Origin of the sequence: Agrobacterium sp. CFBP2214, from assembly GCF_030209895.1 — a bacterium.
GTDB lineage: Bacteria > Pseudomonadota > Alphaproteobacteria > Rhizobiales > Rhizobiaceae > Agrobacterium > Agrobacterium radiobacter.
On the sequence record NZ_JARVRC010000010.1, the window covers coordinates 297,221 to 317,185 of the forward strand.

Annotated in this window: 13 protein-coding genes; 5 read left to right on the plus strand and 8 right to left on the minus strand. The window is 55.6% G+C overall.

The window, feature by feature from the left end; translation table 11 throughout:
• Window positions 1-151: 151 nt before the first annotated feature.
• The 6 genes from QRN60_RS22670 to hsdR are packed head-to-tail and all read right to left on the minus strand — an operon-like array spanning window position 152 to window position 9,014.
• The gene (locus QRN60_RS22670; RefSeq protein WP_129567387.1) at window positions 152-1,117 is read right to left on the minus strand and encodes a hypothetical protein; all 966 of its coding nucleotides are present in this window, start codon (window positions 1,115-1,117) and stop codon (window positions 152-154) included.
• On the minus strand, window positions 1,114-2,592 hold the full coding sequence (locus tag QRN60_RS22675; protein WP_165001891.1) for a restriction endonuclease subunit S: 1,479 nt from the start codon (window positions 2,590-2,592) through the stop codon (window positions 1,114-1,116). The genes QRN60_RS22670 and QRN60_RS22675 overlap by 4 nt, the downstream gene beginning before the upstream one ends.
• A complete protein-coding gene (locus tag QRN60_RS22680) occupies window positions 2,589-3,545 on the minus strand; it encodes a GIY-YIG nuclease family protein (RefSeq protein ID WP_129567389.1) in 957 nt (318 codons plus the stop codon). Before QRN60_RS22680 ends, QRN60_RS22675 begins: the two co-directional genes overlap by 4 nt.
• Window positions 3,542-5,008, minus strand: coding sequence for a class I SAM-dependent DNA methyltransferase (locus QRN60_RS22685; protein WP_129567390.1), 1,467 nt, complete (start codon window positions 5,006-5,008; stop codon window positions 3,542-3,544). Before QRN60_RS22685 ends, QRN60_RS22680 begins: the two co-directional genes overlap by 4 nt.
• Window positions 5,005-5,640 carry a hypothetical protein gene (locus tag QRN60_RS22690; protein WP_129567391.1) on the minus strand — a complete coding sequence of 212 codons (636 nt, stop codon included), beginning with the start codon at window positions 5,638-5,640 and terminating at the stop codon, window positions 5,005-5,007. Before QRN60_RS22690 ends, QRN60_RS22685 begins: the two co-directional genes overlap by 4 nt.
• Window positions 5,637-9,014 (minus strand): type I restriction-modification system endonuclease, encoded by a 3,378-nt coding sequence (gene hsdR / locus QRN60_RS22695; protein WP_129567392.1) that lies wholly within the window; start codon window positions 9,012-9,014, stop codon window positions 5,637-5,639. The genes QRN60_RS22690 and hsdR overlap by 4 nt, the downstream gene beginning before the upstream one ends.
• A 339-nt stretch (window positions 9,015-9,353) precedes the next feature.
• On the opposite strand from hsdR, the gene QRN60_RS22700 reads away from it, so the two are divergent.
• Window positions 9,354-9,734: a hypothetical protein gene (locus tag QRN60_RS22700; RefSeq protein WP_129567394.1), complete on the plus strand. Its 381-nt coding sequence runs from the start codon at window positions 9,354-9,356 to the stop codon at window positions 9,732-9,734.
• A gap of 408 nt (window positions 9,735-10,142) precedes the next feature.
• Here the strand turns inward: QRN60_RS22700 and QRN60_RS22705 are convergent, their stop codons facing one another.
• Both QRN60_RS22705 and traA read right to left on the minus strand, forming a co-directional pair.
• Window positions 10,143-10,772, minus strand: a complete 630-nt coding sequence (locus QRN60_RS22705; protein WP_129567395.1) for a hypothetical protein — start codon at window positions 10,770-10,772, stop codon at window positions 10,143-10,145.
• A 105-nt stretch (window positions 10,773-10,877) separates the two neighbouring features.
• Complete coding sequence (gene traA / locus QRN60_RS22710; RefSeq protein WP_129567396.1) at window positions 10,878-14,687, minus strand: Ti-type conjugative transfer relaxase TraA; 3,810 nt, start codon at window positions 14,685-14,687, stop codon at window positions 10,878-10,880.
• Window positions 14,688-15,063: 376 nt separating this feature from the next.
• Between traA and QRN60_RS22715 the strand changes: the two genes are divergently transcribed.
• From QRN60_RS22715 to QRN60_RS22730, 4 genes are all read left to right on the plus strand, one after another.
• Window positions 15,064-16,095 carry an IS110 family RNA-guided transposase gene (locus tag QRN60_RS22715; protein WP_060642248.1) on the plus strand — a complete coding sequence of 344 codons (1,032 nt, stop codon included), beginning with the start codon at window positions 15,064-15,066 and terminating at the stop codon, window positions 16,093-16,095.
• 678 nt (window positions 16,096-16,773) lie between these two features.
• A complete protein-coding gene (locus tag QRN60_RS22720; protein ID WP_129567397.1) occupies window positions 16,774-17,688 on the plus strand; it encodes a nucleotidyltransferase and HEPN domain-containing protein in 915 nt (304 codons plus the stop codon).
• A 185-nt stretch (window positions 17,689-17,873) separates the two neighbouring features.
• A complete protein-coding gene (locus QRN60_RS22725) occupies window positions 17,874-18,182 on the plus strand; it encodes a mobilization protein (protein ID WP_129567398.1) in 309 nt (102 codons plus the stop codon).
• Window positions 18,179-19,843: a type IV secretory system conjugative DNA transfer family protein gene (locus QRN60_RS22730; RefSeq protein ID WP_129567399.1), complete on the plus strand. Its 1,665-nt coding sequence runs from the start codon at window positions 18,179-18,181 to the stop codon at window positions 19,841-19,843. The genes QRN60_RS22725 and QRN60_RS22730 overlap by 4 nt, the downstream gene beginning before the upstream one ends.
• Window positions 19,844-19,965 lie beyond the last annotated feature (122 nt).

Below are 19,965 nucleotides of genomic sequence, written 5' to 3' on the forward strand. Positions count from 1 at the left end.
GAAAAACGATTGTTCACCAAATGGTTAGACGATCTCGCGTCAACAATTTGGGGTCGGATTCGGAGTTGTCAACTGTCGAATATTATGTTCAGCCCGGGCACCTTTTGGCACGCCCCATTTCCGCATGGGTGGGTGCAATAGTTTGACGATTTCAAACGCCCCGTACCACCTCGATCAATCGACGAAATTCTGAGTCTTTGCCGTCGCTCTTCCAGCGGTTGACGAACCGGCAGACGATCTGGAGATTGTCCTTTTCGTAATGCCCGTTGCTGTCGATACGGTCGAGGGAGCAGAGCATTTCAGGGTCGTCTTCGTCTCCATCGTATTGAAGCGGCAAGTCGGTGATGGCGCATCGCCCGTCTTGCTCGGCCAAAAGGGCGGCAAGGAACGGCATCAACTCGCTTTCCGGAATCAGAAGGTCCTTGTTCTTGACCGTGCGCTGTATCGTCTGCCCGTTCGAGAAATTGACTGTGCCTTTAGCTGTGGCCGCCATTCGCCAGATCGCCTTTTGGCGGGCGTTGAAACTGATCCCTGGATTCTTGCGTCGGCGTTCCACTTTTGTGCGCCATTCAGGCCGCGAATGCCATGGGTTGAGATCGTCACCCTGAATAAGGGCCAACGCATACTCTGCGTTATCCGGCGTCAATTGCTGGAGCGTGCCTTCTGTGAAAAGAAACTCTTGAGCCTTCGGGTGCAGCCCGGCCCATTCCAGCCGATTGCCCAGTCGGTTTTGGTTCGACCATGGATCACAGGCTTTGTGGGAGATAATCACGTCGCCTTGGACGCCAACAGGCTCTCTCAGCGGTTCAAAAACCGCCGCCTCCGAGCCAGATGTCGTCCACCAAAGCTGTTCCTTTTCGCGGTGAAACCATATGTCGCCACCGCTTTCTACAATCGTCGTCATCAGGTTGAACCAACGCGACGCCGTCTGCCGCGTGGGTGTTTTGCCCGCCGCAGTCTTGCTGTTGCTGAGGCAGAAATTGATATAACCGTCCCGGTCGCCAGCTTCCCAGAAGCCATGAACCGCCGCATCGTTCATGGTGGCGATTGTGCCGCGTTTCAGGCAGTCCGACCAAGCGTAGTTCTCCCGCCCAAAATTGGCGATATAGACCTTCATGCCTTTCGCATCCGGCCACGCTTAGCTTTCGGCGCGGCCGCGCGTTCATTGGCAATTCGTTCGAGAAGCTTTGTCGCCGGTTCGTCGTCCAGGTGTTGTGGCACCAAGTCTCCGCGAAAGGCTTTTGCGAGGACCTCCTGATCAAGTTTGCCTATTAATCTGCGGGCGCTAGTTGCCTCAGAGGCCAGTCGGTCAATCCAGGCGAAAGCGGTTTCCAAAATTCTCGCGATTTCAGATGCCTCTTCCGCAGGTGCAATTGGCACGAAAAGATGCTGAACCCGCTCCTTGTTGAGCGCTGGTTGATTGTTTCCTGCCCCAATGTTTCTATTTTTCTCATAGGCGTACTGGAGATAATAATAGATATATTCTGAACTGTATTGAGATTCCGAAACGCGGATTGCGGCGCAGTTTTGGTTATTGCAAGCCTCTATGTCCAGTATCGCAGCTTGACCTCGTGTTTTGCCTTCACCAATCATTCCCAGAAGCACCGTGCCCTGCGGATGCAATCGCGTGGATGTGTTTAATAATCCGGCCTCCGTGATCAGCTCTTTGGCTCGTTTAATACGACAAAAAGCGACCTCACCACTGCTCACCCACGGCACATCTCCATGCCAATAGCTTTTTTCCTTTCTGCTAGGGGTAGCGCCGATATAAACAGCGAATACTCCCCCTATGGTGGACCATGCCCAGTGCTGCGGAAGCGGATTTACATCACTTTGGGCACTTAAATCTGCGCGAATCGCGTCATCAAAAATATGGAACGCTGTTTTTTGGTCGCGCTTATATTGAGGAGATAGAATAACCTCTCTAGCTTTTAACTGTATGTTTTTTATGAAATCTTGAGCGGAAGAAGAGATACTGTGCAGATCACGCCATTCCCGCGTCAAATCACCTCGAAAAGCTGCTGCCAACACTGCCTGTTTGTACTTTTCAACAAGACGGGGAATGTGCTCAAGGTGGTCGCGGGCGCGTTTGGATTTTCCGGAAAGGCTATCGATCTTTGCCACGATCCGCTTTTGCTCGGGCAGGGGCGCTAGAGGAATTGCGATTTCGCTTACCTCTGAGGGTCTTGCCCTCATTAGTGAGCCCCCCACGCCGGAAACGGTCCGCATGAACTGATCACGAAAAGTCGTTTCTGTCAGGCAGTAACGTAGATAGTGGGGATCGCATTCATCGTTTCGGTACACAATCCACTCACCAGAAGCGATCTGTGGAGCACCCGATTTCTTTCCCACGACCCAAACTCGATTTAGGTGCGGCACAATCTTGCAAAGTAAGACATCATCAGTCTGAACAACTTGCTTAGCCGACTTAATCGTATCGCTCCGAGCTTGCTCTGCCATGCCATCGGAGAATGAAGGCACACTATAAAGTTCATAAACGATATCGGGATTCTTGGACGGGACCATTGTCTTTGTTCGAGCGGCAATTTCGCCAAGATGCAGACGCGTCCAACCATGCGGTAACTGGGTCATTCGACAGCCTCCGGGCGCTCGGATTTTCTTTCCTGCCACTCGTGGTAGGTCATCTTCTGGCCTTTGACCTTCCATTCGGTTCGACCATTCGAATTGCGGTCGAGAATCACGGCAGCTGCAGCAGACGGACTCTTAAAGGCAAAGGATGATTTGAAGACGTAGCGCTCAGGATTGGGACTTTCGCCTAGCACACCTTGTTTCAGCAGATCGCATTTCAGTTCGCCGTAGCTCTGTTGCACATAGCCGGTATCCTTGAGCGCTTGGGAGCCTTCCAAAACGACGAACTCTCCGCCATCCTCAATGGCCGTTGCGCTCACACCGGATCGGTGGCGAATTTCAAACTGTGGCTCCGGCGTTGAGGGCGATGTTCTATCGGTAACAGTCGGTGTTCGAACCTGGCCAAAACTCGGCGTGATGTATTTGGGCTTAGGCTTCAGAAGGTCCAGACCGACAACGGGCAGGACCGTTTTTATGTTTGCCAAAAAAGCTTCCATGTTGGCCTTGTCAGCTTCCGGCAAACGGCGCTTTTCCGCACCAGGCTGCTGCGTGTTGGCAAGGGTTACACGCCCAGCTTCATTGGCCAATTCGATTAGGCGCGCTTCCAAGTAGCGTATATGTCCTTTGGTAAGTGCGTCGTCCGACGTGGTGATGGCGACGGCGGTCTCCCAAAAGGCATGGTTGTTCGCGCTGGCGTTGATCCTGTCTTTAACACTGTCCGCTTCGCCGATATAAGCGCGCATCTTCAGCGGATTGTCGGGGTCAGGGCCGTAGAGAATGTAGACGCCAGTTCGGTCAAGCTCAGAGCGTTTCAACAGCTTATCGAAGGTCGATTGACGGCAAACGGCAAGCGCCCCTGTCCAACCATGCAGTGTCGCAATCATCAGTCCGTTAGGTGTGCCATCGACAAGAAAGAGCTGGATCGTTCTGCCAAATGCGTTCAGTTCCTCGCTCATTCAGCAGCCTCCGCCACCGCCGCCGCTTCGTCGACGCTGTCCGGATCAAGCTCATCCGAAAGAGCTTCTATTTCCTCCAGCGCGGCCTTCAGGTGGCCAATGATCGCTGCTGCGATATCCTCCGGTTCTGTCAGTTGCTCCTCAGCCTCGGCTTCAGTATCGCGGAGCCAGGTGATGTCGAGGTTGTCGTTACGATCAGTGATCTGCTGTCGCGTGAAGCAGCGCCAACGGGACTCTTCGCCCAGGTCTTGCCGTTTCGCATTCCCGTTAGGGCCATCTCCGAAGACTTTCTCAAAATCTTCGAAATCAGCCACGGTTAAAGGGCGCGTCTTGCCGAAGGCGGGCATATTGGCGCGCATGTCGTAAACCCAGACGGCTTTCGTATTGCCCTTGTCGGTTTTGCCGCGCTGGAAGAAGAGAACATTCGTCTTCACGCCCTGGGCATAGAAGATGCCGGTCGGCAGGCGCAATATCGTATGCAGATTGCACAAATCCATAAGCCAGGTACGCAGTCGCCGACCGGTATTGTCTTCGAACAGAACGTTGTCCGGCAAGACCACGGCAGCCCGACCCTCAGGCTTCAGCGCCCGAACGATATGTTCGACAAATGCGAGCTGCTTGTTCGATGTGTCAGCCGTGATGGAAAAATCCGTGCGCGTTGGCCGACCGCCGCCCTTTTTCGTGCCGAATGGCGGGTTCGTCAAAACCAGATTGGCTTTCGGTATAGTTTCGCCATCGGGCGACAAGGTATCGATGTTCTCCACGCCGCCTTCAATTCCATGTAGTAGCATGTTCATGAGGCACAGGCGGTGAGCGTCTGGCACAAGTTCGCCACCTACGAAAGCGTTGTGTCGCTGGAAGAAGGCCTGCGCCTCGGGGAGGGTGTAAAGATCGTCCGTCTGGTTCTTGATGTAGTGATCGGCTGCGACCAGGAAACCGGCAGTTCCGGCGGCAGGGTCTTGTACCACTTCGCCCGGCTGCGGTTTCATCAGACGCACGATGCAATCGATTAGAGGGCGCGGCGTGAAATACTGACCCGCGCCGGACTTCTTGTCGCTCGCATTCTTTTCGAGAAGGCCTTCGTAGAGATTGCCAAGCCCTTCCTCGCGCGCAGAGAACCAATCGAGCTGATCGATATTCGAGGTCAGGGCCTTCAGATTGGTGGGCTTCCTGAGCCGTGTTTGCGCATCGGTGAAAATGGCGCTGACCAAACCATCCTTTGCCTTGCCAAGTTGCAGCAGCATTGCCTTGTAATAGTCCAGCTGCTCCATGCCTTCACGCTTCGCCAGAATACCCCAGCGATAGCCCTCCGGCAGCCGACTTTCCCGTCCCGTCTCTTCCAACATTTTCAGGAACAGCAGGAATGTGAGCTCGGTCACATATTCATTATAGGTGACGCCATCGTCCCGCAACACATTGCAGAGCCCCCAGAGCTTGGCGACGATATCGGTTGTGGTGGTCATTGATGGTCTTTCATGTATCTAAAACGGGTTGTGAGGGACAGTGCTGAGTCAATGTAAGCTGCTGCCTCATCTTCCGTAATGTCGAAGCTCTTGAGGTGACTCGCCTCGTTCCGTAGTGTCCTCAGCCTGTAGAACAGTTCTCTTTCACCAGGTCCAATTAGCTCCTGCTTCCAAAGCAACCTCTCAAGAGAGAGGCCACCGCTAAGGGGTTTCGTCCCTTGGTAATAGGGCTCAACTAGCTCTCGCGCTGCTTCCTCAAGAGAAAGCCATGCTTCAATAATCGCAGATCGACGATTAACTTTAGCCAAAGCCATGAGTCTATCGAAGTCGCTGTTTGACGTGGCCTCGGGCAGCGGATTTTCCGCCTCAGTAGCGCGCTCAAACTCTTTCAGTTCTTGCACGCCTTCACCCCAATTTGCGATAAGTTCTCGCGAGCCATCCTTATAGCTAAGGCTGCGCATTGTTGAGATGGTTTTTGCCAACTGTTTTCGGAAGGCGAGGCCGATAATCACGACTGCAAGTGGCCAAGAAGTAAGCGCTGTCTCAATGTGTTGATGTATTTTTTTCGGGGAAAGCAACGCACCCACGAAATCGTATAGGTTAGTGAGTAGCCCCAGCAAAAACGCCGTCATGCTGCCCTCCAAAGTTCTTCATTCATGAGAGCTAATATGCTTTCGAGTTCGCCACCGAAGACCTTGTTTAACCGTTGGAAGCCTCCATCTGCAACGAAGGGCTCTCTGTCCATAGCTTCCCGATCCACAACGATTTCTTTTTCTATCTGATCGCCGATGCGCTTCAGCCAACGACGTTGAGGGTCTGTCCATGAACGATTCACCAAGATCGCACGCATAGCCGATTTCACCCGCTCTTCGTAAGGCACCAAAGGGTCGCCAAGAGCCGCCTGTCGGACGAAACCGATGATCGACGCGGCAATGTCCTCGTTCTTCGCGTCTGCCCAGGCGCGCTTTAGGTTGGCTTCGGAATAGCCCTTCTGATCGAGTGCCATTCTCAGCTCTTTGAGATCGGCGCGGGTCAGGTCTCGGGGCCGTTGTACGACGAGTTTCAAAGCGGCAATCGTGTTGATATTGTCCCGGATGAAGGCGGAGAAACTGTCCAGAAAATCTTCCGGTTTTGTAGCGTCGCCGTATCCGCGTGTGACAGCGACAACTTCGTCCGCGTGGTGCGAGATGGGAAGAAAGCGTGGATTCTCGCCGTCTGATTGCCAATCGAGAATTGGACCAACTGCGGATCGCTCTTTAAGCCATTGGCCAAGTTCGACCACGTCACCATCGAGCAGGCGAGAGAGCATGGCCTCAGGCCTTTCGCCAGCCACCGCTTCAAACCGTTGCCGTGCCTCATCTGGCAGCTTCTTCAAACGCCGCCGCAACTTCACGGCCATTTGCTGAGAGATCGCCATCTGGTGCGACTGATCGCTCGTAGCCAAGAACTCGCGGACGAGTTGTTCGAAGCTGATCGATGGATTAATTACGACCGGCTTCATATCCGTTAGGTTTTGTAGATGCGGGTAAAGGTCAACCGCATCGAAAATGCGGAAGACATCCTTTTCGATCTCTGGGCATTGACGTGTCGCGCGTCCGATCATCTGTTCGTAGAGAATGCGGCTGTTGACCCGACGCAGGAAGACAAGATTGGTGATTTTTGGGACATCTATGCCCGTAGTCAGCAGATCGACTGTGACCGCAATCTTTGGGTTGGCGTCATTCCGAAAGGATCGAATGAGCGTCTGCACTTTGTCCACGCTGCCGGTAATCTTTCTGACGGCTGCATCATCTATTTCGCCATAGGTGGCAGCGAATGCCTTCTTGATTGCATCCACAACAATGTCCGCATGTGCGTCCGTTGCCGCGAAGATCAATGTCTTGCCAGGCAAAGCCGGATCAATATGTCTTGCCAACTCTTCCGCGACGACACGGTTGAATTCCGGGGTTATCACCTGCCTGTTAAATTGCTCGACTTCGAAATGAATCTCGTCGGGCAAAGTCGCAGTGTTTACCTCTCCAGTCTCCGGCGCGATGTATTCAACCTGCTCCCCTTCCGAAAATCCAATGCCGGATCTGGAAAGCGCCGTTTCGATGCGAATGGGTGGTTCGTGATCAATCAGAAAACCATCGATGACGGCTTCCCGGTATGAATATTTGAAAATCGGCTCACCGAAGATTTCGGTCGTGTGGAGAGCGGGCGTTGCCGTCAATCCGATCTTCACTGCATCGAAATATTCGAGCACCCTCCGATACTTTGAGACATAGTCATCTTGTCCACGGAAGCTCAATTCGGCATCCGACATTTCCCGGTCGAGCAGATAGCCACGATGACACTCGTCTATGACCATCAGATCGTATTGATCGATGGGCGGTGTTTCCCCATTGTCGGCTGCATATAGAACTCGCTTTACGAGCCCCTGAATGGTGCAAATGTGGACTTTGGTTTCGAGGTCAGGTGACACGTCCTCAAGCCCCTTGAGGCCGAAAATCTCGGCAAACGTCTTTCCCGACACGACTTTGGTTGTCGAAAACTCTCCCTCGGTTTGGTGACCAAGAGCGCTCCGATCTACCACAAAGCAAATGCGACGGAAGCGCTTTGCAGTAAGCATGCGATAGAGCATGGCAATCGCGAGCTTGGTCTTGCCGGTGCCCGTCGCCATTGCAACCAGCATTGACTGCCTATCTCCCGCGATGGCCTTCTCAACTGCCTTGATGGCGCTTTCCTGGTAGTGCCGCAGCGGGAAGCCGAACTCGAACGGTTGGCTTTTGAGAGCGGCATTCGCTTGATCCTGATCGACTTCGAGCAGACCAGAAAGCCCATTTGGCGTTGGCCAATCTACGAGTGCGCGCCGATGATTAGCTGTCCGTCTTGTGTCCCGAAACCAAATGCCACTTTCCGTCTCAATTTGCTTCAGGTATGAGCGCCCGTTCGCGGCGAAAACGAAAGGAACCCTATGTTCTCCCCATGGACCGCCACCTAATGAGTAATCAGCGCTCCCTTTAATTCCGACCGAATAGCGCTCTGCCTGATCTATCGCTGCGGAAATATTCTTGCGCCTCCGCTTCGCTTCGACGACGCCAATCAGTGTGGTACCGACAAAAAGCGCATAATCGGCGGGACCGTGTTCAGTTGGCCATTCTGCTATCGCCAGGTTACGTCCTTTGGCAGGGCGGCTTCCCTTGCTGTACCGCAGTTCTTTGGTGTCAACTTCCCAACCGCGATCACGCATTTGTTGATCGATAAGGGCACGGGTATCGCTTTCATCAAGATCGATTTTGGAAGCTTCGACTTCAGCGCGCTCGGCAAGCTCCCGAACTTCCTCGCGCGGTGCAGTCTCGGCTAAAGTTTGCAACCGTGCGAGCTTGGCCGCCAATTCGGCTTTTTCTCCCTCAGTCTCTTGCGCTAGTCGCTCCCATAGGGAGCGCTCTTCGGCCTCACGCTTTAGTCTTTCCTCCGCAGTCTCTCGCGCAAGCGCCTCGGCTTCCGCCTTGCGGTGTGCGACGCCTGCTGCATTTTCTGTTTCCTCGACCCTTCGTCGTAGCGCCTCGATTTCCTCACGAAGCGCTATTGTGGCGTCTGCCGGTTCTGGAGGGGGAACGAAAGGTCCTGGGTTGAAATCCGCCTGGTTTCCGTAAGTTCTGTGAAACCAAATGCCTAGTGACCGCGCGAATTTCAGAGAAGAAAGCGCGGCGGCATGTGTTCCGCTGGCTTCATGGACAGCTGCGTTGCCGCTCTTCCTCAAGGCATGGAAAACGTCGGCGACTTCACGCGGAATAATCCTCTCGTAAGAAAGTCGTCGAAGAATTTCGTCGAATGTTTCGCGCTCATTGCGATAGACCGCATGGTGTGCGGCAATCAGCTTCGACATCAGTTCGGCGAACTGCCTGAGCTTTACGATGGATGTCGACGGATCGTCGCGAAAATAGCGTTCGGCAAAGCCGCCCAACACCATGAGGCGATTATCGTGTGCTCCCAAAAAGCCAAAGTTTGCTGACTCTGTCATCCGCACCCCCTTGGTGCAATCAATGCACGAAACTCCTTAGGTTTGTCCACTGGCACATCAAAAAATGTAGGAACTCTAGGGTCTTGGATGCCCGTTTCTAGTTTGAGCGGCAGCGTTGTGAGAATCAATAACGTGATGGATTTGTGACTTGCAGAAGTTGTGGCGATCCTTTTTGTCAAAGGAGATCGCCATGCAGCACATTACCCTTGACCAGGAACCCAAAAGCAAAAAACGAAAGAAAGACGCCGCCGCGAACGGCGGCTGCGTGAGGAAGAATACCGCAGGCGCATCGAACGCCTGCGCCGCCAGATTGAGGAAGCTCGAAAGTGCCGTCAACGCTTGTTGCTGCTGCTCCTGCTGGCTATTCTTGCCATGCAGGAATCGATTTTGGCACCGTTTCAGCACTCATATGTGGACCGGCCCGATCCCGATCTAAAGCCGTTAGATTGGACGCCTGACCCGGCAAACGACTTTGCCCCACGGCACGGCAGTGACGACCAATGTGACGGCTACAGCCGCCAACGGTGGTATAGGATGCTGGATGAGCGCGGCATCAAGGTTAGCCGCAAGGCGGAGCTAAAGGCGGCTTGGGAAGGCGATCCCGATTGGGAACGTTTTCCGGCACGCTACCAGCAGTGGGGCTATCGCCCATACGTCAGCCAAATAATGCAAGAGCTAACTGTCCCATACTGGCGAAAAGATGCCCTCGCCGCCCTCTAGCTTCTGACTCCGCGCGAACTTCATCCATATCTTGATGAAGTATCTGTCACCGACCCCGGCGATCTTCGCAGGTGTTTTGCAGATCGCGATCAGGAGATTATCGCGGCATTCCAGCAACGGTGTGTCCTGTGGAAGGAACGCAAGAAAAGAGAAGCTCAGGACGCGCGGACGGCAAAAAGAGAAATAGACCAGACGACGATAATGAAATTGAACCGTGAGAACTACTCTTTCGCTTCCATCTAATTCTTCAGAGACTATGCCCAATGGTCCTTGAGCCTGGCAGCTCTGATCTAGTAGGTGGAGCAGTATTAGAAACAGGGGCCAGTACACCTGCAGTTGGCGACCGCCAGACAATTTCGCCAGCGGGTCGCACTGGACGCAATCAGAATGGTGGCAATTGAGATCGCTTTAAGCATCCCGTTTCTCGATTTTCTGAACGCTGGGTTTCAAAATCAGCTTGGGAGCGGGCGAAAGGTCTGGCGTGTCAGGATCGGCGGCAAGCGTTAGCATTGAACGCAGACCGTCGCGCTCGATGCCTGCTCGGAATGCCGCTTCCTGTGCTTCAAGAGCCCTTCTTTCGGCTTCGTAGCGTTGGCGCTCGGCTTCAAGTTGCTTTCGCTTGGCATCCTTAGCCTCGTCGCGCCAGCGGTCAATTTCGCCGGAAAATTCTGCTCGCACTTTTTCGACCAGTGATGACATGCGGAGACGGTCCCCGGCGGCGCGCAGGCGACCGACCCAGCCAGAGTATCGGTTGGCATCGGCAATCGCTGCCTGTGCATGTGCTCGTTCTTGCTGGGCACGGTCACGCGCAGAATTTGCGGCCGCTGTCGCTTTGCGGGCGGCTTCTTGTGCGAGGGCGGCGTCGGCAACTATCTTCGCGGTTTCCGTTTTCGTTCGCGTCACGAAATTGTTGCCATCTGACTTTATCTTCCTCGCTTGCTGGATGACCTTTTGCACTGCCTTGGCTTGGACTTGTTCCCGCTGCCACTCGTCGCGTGACAGACGGCGACGTTGAGGGCCCAGGCGCGTCAACGGCACTTTTCACTCTGACTTTCGCGCTGATGACGCCCGTGGGCTCACCTTGCAGTCACGCGCTCCAAAGCTCCCAGGATTGTTGCAGCCATGAGGGGCTTAGATCAATAACTATCGGCTCAATCCAAGCCCCTGCGACCGGTTAAGCTGCTGTCTCAACGCGTGGTCATGGCTAAGCTCGGCATGGCGTGTACGATGCACCATGCGGGCGATCGCCTTGATCTGTTCGGCCTGTTTTGCGAGCTCCGGCCGTGCCTCGAGTTCTTCGGCGAACCTTCGGGGATCGGAACTACCGAACCGCCGCGTGAGTGCATCAGCGACAAGCTTGGCCTCATCGAGCGCGGCTCGGCCCTCAGGTGACGAGCGAAGCTCCGCGATAAACTGGCTCCGCTTCTCCAACGGCATCTTCTCCACCTCGGCAATGATTTCGGCGCTGCGCGGCGTGAGGGCAGGGACCTCGATGAGGTCACGCTGCTCACGCTGCCATTGTTCGCTTGCGCGCTCTTCGCCAAGCCGGCGCTCCCATGCCTCGGAGACGTAGCCAATGTGGGCAGACAGAGACCTGGCATATTGCAGCGCCTCTTTCCGCTCCTTGTTGTTTCCGAACGGACCCGACTTGCCGCGTAGCTCCCCGAACCGCTCGGGTTGCTCGGCCATGGCCTTCGCCATGATGTTGCCATTGCCTTCCTTCTCGGTCATCGCGGTACGCAATCTCGCGGCGACCTCGACCGGATCACGGAACACGCGTCGCGCAACTGACTCCACCGTATCGAATCTCTGGTCGATGACGGACATCGCTCTTTCCCGGGCTACCTCTTCGATGCTGTGGTCGTGACGCGTGATCGCTGGCACTAGTGGAGCTGGCTTACCGGTTTCGATCAGCGATTGTTGGACTACAGTTTCTGTGGGGGCAGGGACGGCGCCGTCTTGCGACATGACCTCGGACCACCGGATGCGGCGATATCCCTTATTATCGTCTGTCGGGTCGTCGCGCCGACCGTCATCGATTGTCCGGGCGACCTGAATGCGAGGATCTTCGCGCTGAACAGGGCCGGCCAGATCGCCGGCACGTTCCTCGTAAACCTGCTGACGTTCCGATGGCCGGTCCTGCTGCTCCCGTTGCAGATGGGCCGCACGGGACAAGACCTCTTGACGCTCATCTTTGGCGGAAGCGAGTTCAATCTCGCTTCTCACCCCAAACTCTTGCCCGATCCACGGGGCGCTGGTGATCCATTGGTCGCTTGCGATCCATGGGTCGCTGGCGATTCCGCGCCGCTCGGCAAAGTCGCTCACGTAATCCAGCGTGGCTTCCTTCGCGCCGGAACGCGACAGGCGGTTTGCCAGCTGCTGGTACGCCAACGCGTCACCCTTGACGACACGCCAAGCATTGCGCTCGGCCTTTGTGCCGTCCGGAAGCGTGACAGGCGTGGCCCCTTGATGCTGCAGTCCGATCCTGTCCCCGATCTTTGGCGATGCATCTCGCATGGCCCGCTTGAGATCGACGCCCCACACCGTGCGCCGTTCGCCCTTGTCGTTCTCCAGCGTCACAAAATAGCTCTCACGTGACTGCGGATGGTTTTCATAGGGCGCAACGCCGTGATCAACCAGCCGGCCCGCATTGGCGAACTCCTGGCTGTTTGCATAGAGTTGCACGCTGTCGCGATGCCTTGTCATGGCAACATAGGTCAGATGCCGGTCCATGGTGCTCGACGCCAGCACAAAGGCGCGATCGACTGTCGCCCCCTGGTTTTTATGGATCGTCGTCGCATAGCCGTGGTCGATGGCCTGATAGCTGTCTATCGGAATGCCGACACTGTCGCCGCCTCGGCCATCGAGCCGGGCGATGATCTTGCCCGGCTCCACATGCTCGACCGTGCCAAGCATCCCGTTTTTGACGCCGAGGTCGCGGTTGTTTTCGAGGAAGATGATCCGGTCACCGGCGGCGAAGGCGCGCTTGCCGCCATTGGTCTGGAACACGCGTTCTCCGCCGTCTTTGCCGACCCCAACATCCCCACGGTCTCCACGGTCCGTACCGTCGCTCAGCCCCGGGCCACGCTCCAGCTTTTGTCTGTTCTGAAGCTCGGAGCGGATGGCGGCATTGAGCGCGCGCACATCGGCTCGGCGATGCGCCATGGCAACCCGGGTGCCATCGGCACGCTTCTCACTGTCGGCGACATAATCACGCACGATCTGCGCCATCGCCGCGTCGCGGCTTTCCGCAAAGTGGATGGCGCCGTGATCGCGATAGGCGGCGAGGCCCTCGGCCGTCTTGTGGGTCGCAAAGGCAACCGATGCCTGTCTCTGCCAATCATGGCGCTGGCGGCGTATCCCGGAAAGTTCGACGTGGCCGATCTGCTCGGCAATCGCCCTGAAGGGTGCACCGGCCCCGATGGCCTGTAGCTGCTCATGGTCCCCGACGAGAACGATCTTTGCGCCGCGCTCTTCCGCTTCTCCGATAAAGCGGGCAAGCTGCCGGCTCCCGACCATGCCGGCCTCGTCAATGACAAACACGTCACTGCGACCGATCAGATCCCGGCCATGGTCCCAGCTGTAAGACCATGACGCCAGGGTGCGGCTCTCTATGCCAGAACTTTCCTCAAGACCCTCGGCAGCCTTTCCGGACAGCGCCGCTCCATGGACCTGATAGCCTTGAGACTCCCACGCCTCGCGAGCCGCTGCCAGCATGGTGGACTTTCCAGCACCGGCAAACCCGACCACGGCCGCGATGCGTTCTGGCCCGGTAATATGCGCGATCGCCTGACGCTGTTCGCCCGACAATCCCGCTGACGGATCGCTCGCAGCTAACATTCCGCCGGAGCTTTTCCGAAGAGCGTTATCCTGCTTCTCCATCGCACGCTCGACATGGCGAGGGTCGACCAGATGGGAATGCGCCTGATGTAATCTCACCGCCGATCGCGCCATGCGCAGCTCCAGATCGATCATGTCCCGCGTCGAATAGCGCGCTTTGGAAACTTCGCCTGTCTCGGCATCGATGCGCTCAGGCTGAAGCTCAACGAGCGCTGGTGAGGCGATGACAGCCGCAAAGGCGTTCTGGAATGTCTGGGCGTCATCGTTGATGTAGCGATGCAAGGTCTTGGCAATGTCGTGGCGATCGAACACGCTCTTCTCATGGCTGATCAGCGTCAGAACCTGTTCAGGCTTTTGGCGGATCAGTTCGGCATTTTGCCGTGCTGCCTCGTCATCCAGCCGCCCGCGCTCGACTGCCATTCCTTGCTGCTGCATCTGCGACGCATGCACGCCCATATGTTCGGTCGGCGACAACTCAAGACCGCGCTCAATATGCGAGCGATGATCGATGCGAACATCCAGGCCTTCGCGTTGAAGCTGACGGTTGGCGATGCCTTCCCACGACTGCCGGATATCGCGAAGCTGCATGTCGGTTGTCGCCATGCCATTTGCCAACAGCCGTGCGTTCTTGTGCTCGAGATAAGTTTTCTCGCCAAGGCCGGCTATGCCAACCTGTCGCGTCGTCATCAGCACATGCGCATGGTAGTTCCTGATATCACCATGCTCACTTGGCGAATGGATTGCAAAATCCACGGCCGCGCCATAGCGGTTTGCCAGATCCTGAGCAAAGGCACGCGCAGCCTTCAGTCGCCCCTCTGGCGAAAGCTCATGTGGAAGCGCGATTTCGAATTCGCGCGCGACGCGGGCATCTTTTCGCTTTTCTGCAAACTCGGCAGCGTTCCACAACGTCGAGCGATCCAAAGCCCAGTCGACAGACACGCCTTGCGGCAGCACGATCTCTTTATGCTCGACACCCTCTTTGCGGGTGAAGTCATGAACAAGACCATCGCGATGATTGACGAGAAGAACAGCACAACGGTAGGCGGCGGACGCCACAGCACTTCGGCCGGATGACCGCGAGACAGGTTTGGTGCTGAGATGATAAATCGCCAAACGAAATCTCCGATACACAAACGGGGAGACCAAACGCTCAAAAGCGCCGCAAGTCGTAAGTGCGCCCTTGTCTGTTTACCGGTGGCGACGCTAGCAACAACGAACGGGCATTTCGACTACTAAAAGTAGTGGTCGAATAAAGACAATCTCGCGTTTTTGAATAGGCGCCAAACGCCTCAGTTTGAAGAGGTGAATTCCCCCGCTGAAAAATGGGGCATTCAGTCAGGTCGATGTCAGCGGACATCGAGACTGTGATCAGCGGGCTCTCCGAGGCCTGAACGAACACCGAAGACGGCCTTATGTGCTTCACATCATCAATTTGAAATCGAGCGATGATATCGTGGCATCGATCCCCAAGGTTTCAAGGGAGCGGACGATGCAGGACGTGGCGACGGTAGGGCTTGATATAGCCAAGCAGGTTTTCCAGGCGCATGGAGCAGATGCGAGCGGAGAAACCCTTTTCAACACTAAGATCAAACGTGAGAACGTTCTGGAGTTTTTCAGCAAGCTCAAACCATGCCTGATCGGAATGGAGTCCTGCGCTACAAGTTATCACTGGGCACGGCAGTTACTAGAATTTGGGCATGACGTGCGGTTGATCCATACCAGTTACGTGAAGCCCTTCGTGAAACGCGGCAAAACCGACGCCAACGATGCAGAGGCGATCAATGTTGCGCTTACGCAAAAGACAATGCGCTTCGTTCCAGTCAAAACCTTGAACCAACAAGCGGCGATCACGATTTTTCGAACTCGCAGCCTTTTTGTTTCACAACGGACTCAACTCGTAAACGCGCTGCGGGGGCACCTAGCGGAGGCCGGCCTGATAGCGGCGAAGGGCATTCAAAATTATTCCAAATTAGTCAAACTTATGGAAAGTGCAGCAGATACCGTCCTGCCGACAGTTATGAAAAAGGCTCTCACCGACATTTGCGACCAGATACATCGATTGAATGATTTGGTCACGAAACTAGACAAAGAGATTGAGCGACGTGTCCAACACGATGAGAACGCGTGTAGGCTTCTGACGATACCTGGTGTTGGCCCGAAAACTGCAATGTGCGTTATTGCGACAATTCCTGATATCCATCGGTTTCCATCTGGCCGCCATTTCTCTTCATGGCTGGGTCTCACTCCTCGCACGCATTCAAGCGGAGGTCGTTCGGTTCTGAGCCGCATTACGAAAATGGGGAATAGCGAACTCCGAACGATGCTTTATCTCGGTGGCACAGTGATCATGATGCGAGATAAGAAAACTCCAATCGGTCGTTGGGCCAGTCGATTGCGCGCGAGACGACCGTACAAAGTTGCCGTTATCGCTGTGGCAAATCGTATAGCGCGCATCATTTGGGCTCTTTTGACAAATGGGGGAGTTTACGATCCGACATACGGCCGAGAAGCCTCAGCGTGACGCAGCGATAATCTTGGGCGTTTGAATAGGTGGTGGTCGGCGGTAAGCTAACGGGTAGCGCACTAGAGAGCGAATTGTCCGAATGACTAGATGTACCTGGAGTACGGGACCGCTATAGGCATTTGCTCTGCGTTTCGCAAAATGGCGACCTTGAGAGGTTATGCCGTCAAGACTCATGCAGCGCTTCCAATTGCCTTGCCCTCGATCATCCATCTAGCGGGTCGCTTCCAATTAGGGGGCGGCCCGCACTCCTGTCTGGATGGTGATGGCCGCCTCCATGACCGTGCCTTTCTTGACGTGACTGTGTTACCAAAATTGCGTCGAAGTGAGCGGCAGTGCAGGCGGGCATCTGGCTGCAGCGATTGGACAGGGTGCGTCGTTAACGGTCCTTCGTAACCTCTACGCTCCACTCAGTCGGCCACGGTATAGCGCCCGTAGCGCCGGCGATTGGGAAAAAAGCGGGAAGCGATATACAACCTAGGATAAAGTACCATTGAATGTTCGCTATTGAGGAATGAAGGTATTGCAATACCATCTGCATAAATCAGAGCCGGTTGCCTCAAGATCGAATGTGCATCGTCCGAGAAGACAGGCATTCGTTTGGTGGCTACCAAAAATCGGAGTTTCAAAGGCCTCTGGAATGGCCCATACAGGACACCGTCGATAAGCGGAGCAGACATGAAGACCAGCCTTGAACATTTGCCGGAACGAAAGCAACGCGAGCTCGCGCGCGTCGTCGGAATTATTCAGGAAGAGTTTGCTGATCTGGTGGAGCGCTCCAAGTCTGACGCCAAGAAGGATGGACGGATTTTCAAAATCATTCTGTTCGGTTCTTACGCGCGTGGCACCTGGGTGGATGAACCGCATACGTCGAAAGGCTATCGCTCGGATTTCGACATCCTCGTCATCGTCAGCAACAAGGAACTTGCCGATCCCAAATACTGGGACAAGACAACAGACCGGCTGATGTGGGACAAAGAGATCGAGACGCCCTTGAGCCTCATTGTCCATGGTGCTCGCGAAATCAGCAATTTCCTGCAGGAAGGGCAATATTTCTTCAGCGATATCCGACGTGATGGCATTGCTCTCTACGAACTCGACGATAGGGAACTCGCCGAGCCGAAAAGCCTCACGGGGCAACAGGCATATGAGGTTGCCAAAAGGCATTTTTCGGCTCGCTCGAGCACTGCTGACTTCTTCGTTAAGCACGTCCTCTACGGGCTCCAAGATGGAGATTGGAAAGAGACAGCTTTCATGCTGCACCAATCCATAGAGCAGGCTTATTCCACTCTGCTTTTGACCCTCACCAACTACAGCCCTGCCAGCCATAATCTGAAATTTTTGCGAGGGCTGGCTGAGGGGCAGGATATCCGCCTCGCCGAGGCCTGGCCGCGGGATCACCATCGGTTTCAGTCGTGGTTCAACACACTGAACGAAGCCTATGTGAAGGCCCGTTACTCCGACCATTACGAAATCACCGAGGAGGCTTTGACCTGGCTGACTGCCAGAACGTCCATCCTCTACGATCTCGTCAACACGGTCTGCCGCGAGCACATCGAAAGGCTCGAACAGGCCGCGAAAGCCAGCGACTGAGCTTCACCGGTGACACAACAATCCTGAGCTCAGGTAGCAGCCACCACAGCGTCATGAACCATATGGTCAAACCTACTCTCACAATCGCTATGTCGATCTCCTCATAGAAACTGGTCTGTCTTCCAGGAGCAAAGCCGCGGTCAACAGCTGCAGTTCCGGTGCGACCGCAATCGAAAGGAATAATCGTGGCAAAGAAAACCATCGAACAGCGCCTAGCTGAACTGGACGCGCAACGGTCCGCCCTCAAGGCCCGTCTCTCGAAAACCGAGCGCAACAACGACATGCGCCGAAAGGTCCTGATCGGTTCGCTCGTTCTGCATCACCTCGAAACCTCGGATGATCAGGTTTTCAAGCAGCAGCTCGGTGAATGGCTGCGTCGTGAACTACCGGGCTTTCTGACACGCGACAGTGACAAGGCGCTCTTTGCCGATCTGATTCGACCAGTACAGCCGAGCACGGCAGAGAGTGGTGGCGGCGTGCAGGGTGCTCCATGAACCGGTTGCGACTTGCCTGGGACGCATTCAAGAACATGATGCGCGCCGCCGCGCGTGATCCGCTTTGGGCATTTTTGGGTTTGCTTGCCATGCCCTTCCGGATCTGGAAACGGCTGCTTGGATTTATGTTCATCCTGTTCAACGTCACCTTTGTGATCGGCATGGGTGGCGGTCATTTCCTCGAGCAAATGGGTTTTGCTCAAGGCTCGCCTGTCTACATCATTCCAGGTCTCTTAACCCTGCTGGCGCTTGCCGTTATCACCTTTTGGTTCATCACCACTCCACTGATTTTGCATTTCGGGGATGATGACGATGATACCCATGGCTCCGCCCGGTTTGCGACAGACAAGGAAATAGGCGCTCTCACCTCATCCGGCTCCGGCCTCCTGATCGGTCGTGATACGAAAACGGCCAAGCCTCTGCGCTATGATGGCCCGGCCCATCTCCTGACGATGGCGCCGACGCGAACCGGCAAGGGTGTGGGCACTATCATCCCAAACCTGCTGACCGCCGACCGTTCCGTGATCTGCGTTGATCCAAAAGGTGAGAATGCAAAAATCACCGGTCGTGCGCGCCAGAAATTCGGCCCGGTTCATGTGCTCGATCCTTTCGGGGTCACCTGTGGATCCTCGGCAGCCTTCAATCCACTGGCCCTGCTTGATCCCCACAGCCTCGATGTCGCGGACGACGCCAGCACCCTTGCCGACGCCCTCGTGTTCGACGAACCGGGAATGGCGGGCGAGGCGCATTGGAACGAGGAGGCAAAAGCTCTTATCGGCGGATTGTTGCTCGAGATCGTTGCATTTGAGCCTTTGCGACGCAGGCACCTCGCAACACTCCGCGACTATCTCACCCTTGCTCCGGAACAGTTTAAAGCACTGCTCAAGCGTATGCAGGACAGCGATGCGGCGAGAGGTCTTGTCGCGCGTGCCGCAAACCGCCACCTCGGAAAATCTGATCGCGAAGCCGCAGGCGTTCTCTCCGCAGCCCAGCGCCATACGCATTTTCTCGATTCACCGCGCATGACGGCCGTCCTCAGCCGCTCGGATTTCCGGTTTGCCGATCTCAAGCGCAACAACATGACGGTGTTCCTCGTCCTTCCTCCTGATCGCCTCTCGACCTATTCGCGCTGGCTGCGCCTGCTTGTCTCACAAAGCCTGCTCGAAATGGCCCGCGATCCGACAAAGCCGGCGACACCGGTTCTCTATCTGCTCGATGAGTTCGCATCCCTTGGGCATTTGGCACCAGTCGAACGCGCGATGGGTCTGATGGCAGGCTATGGTGTCCAGCTTTGGCCTATCCTCCAGGACATCCATCAGCTGCGTGCCACATACGGTCACCGCGCCGGAACCTTTCTGTCAAATGCCGGCGTGCTGCAGGTCTTCGGCGTCAACGATCATGACAGCGCCCGCCTCATCTCTGATTTGCTTGGGCAGGAGACGGTCGTGTTCCAGACAATGGCGAGAGCCCTCGATTCCGATAAGACGGGGATCTCCTACAGCCAGCAACATACCGGCCGGCCGCTGCTCACCCCTGATGAGGTGCGCAATCTGCCGGCGCACGGACAATTGCTGTTCCTGGCCGGACAACGACCAATTTTTGCTGAGAAAATTGCCTACTTTGCCGATGCGGAGTTCAGGGAGATGTTCGATCCAGTCTGACGGGAAGCGTGTCCAGAAGGCAGTTCGGCAACCCATCACACCATTGTATGCGCGGCCCTCCGGCTATCTTTATTGTGAAGGCATTTTGCGCGCAATTCACTGGCCACGCAGTTCGCGCACTC

Excerpts from the sequence above, each read along its gene's own strand:
- QRN60_RS22670 (WP_129567387.1), bottom strand. The coding sequence starts at position 1,117 with ATGAAGGTCTATATCGCCAATTTTGGGCGGGAGAACTACGCTTGGTCG.
- QRN60_RS22675 (WP_165001891.1), bottom strand. The coding sequence starts at position 2,592 with ATGACCCAGTTACCGCATGGTTGGACGCGTCTGCATCTTGGCGAAATT.
- QRN60_RS22680 (WP_129567389.1), bottom strand. The coding sequence starts at position 3,545 with ATGAGCGAGGAACTGAACGCATTTGGCAGAACGATCCAGCTCTTTCTT.
- QRN60_RS22685 (WP_129567390.1), bottom strand. The coding sequence starts at position 5,008 with ATGACCACCACAACCGATATCGTCGCCAAGCTCTGGGGGCTCTGCAAT.
- QRN60_RS22690 (WP_129567391.1), bottom strand. The coding sequence starts at position 5,640 with ATGACGGCGTTTTTGCTGGGGCTACTCACTAACCTATACGATTTCGTG.
- hsdR (WP_129567392.1), bottom strand. The coding sequence starts at position 9,014 with ATGACAGAGTCAGCAAACTTTGGCTTTTTGGGAGCACACGATAATCGC.
- QRN60_RS22715 (WP_060642248.1), top strand. The coding sequence starts at position 15,064 with ATGCAGGACGTGGCGACGGTAGGGCTTGATATAGCCAAGCAGGTTTTC.
- QRN60_RS22720 (WP_129567397.1), top strand. The coding sequence starts at position 16,774 with ATGAAGACCAGCCTTGAACATTTGCCGGAACGAAAGCAACGCGAGCTC.
- QRN60_RS22730 (WP_129567399.1), top strand. The coding sequence starts at position 18,179 with ATGAACCGGTTGCGACTTGCCTGGGACGCATTCAAGAACATGATGCGC.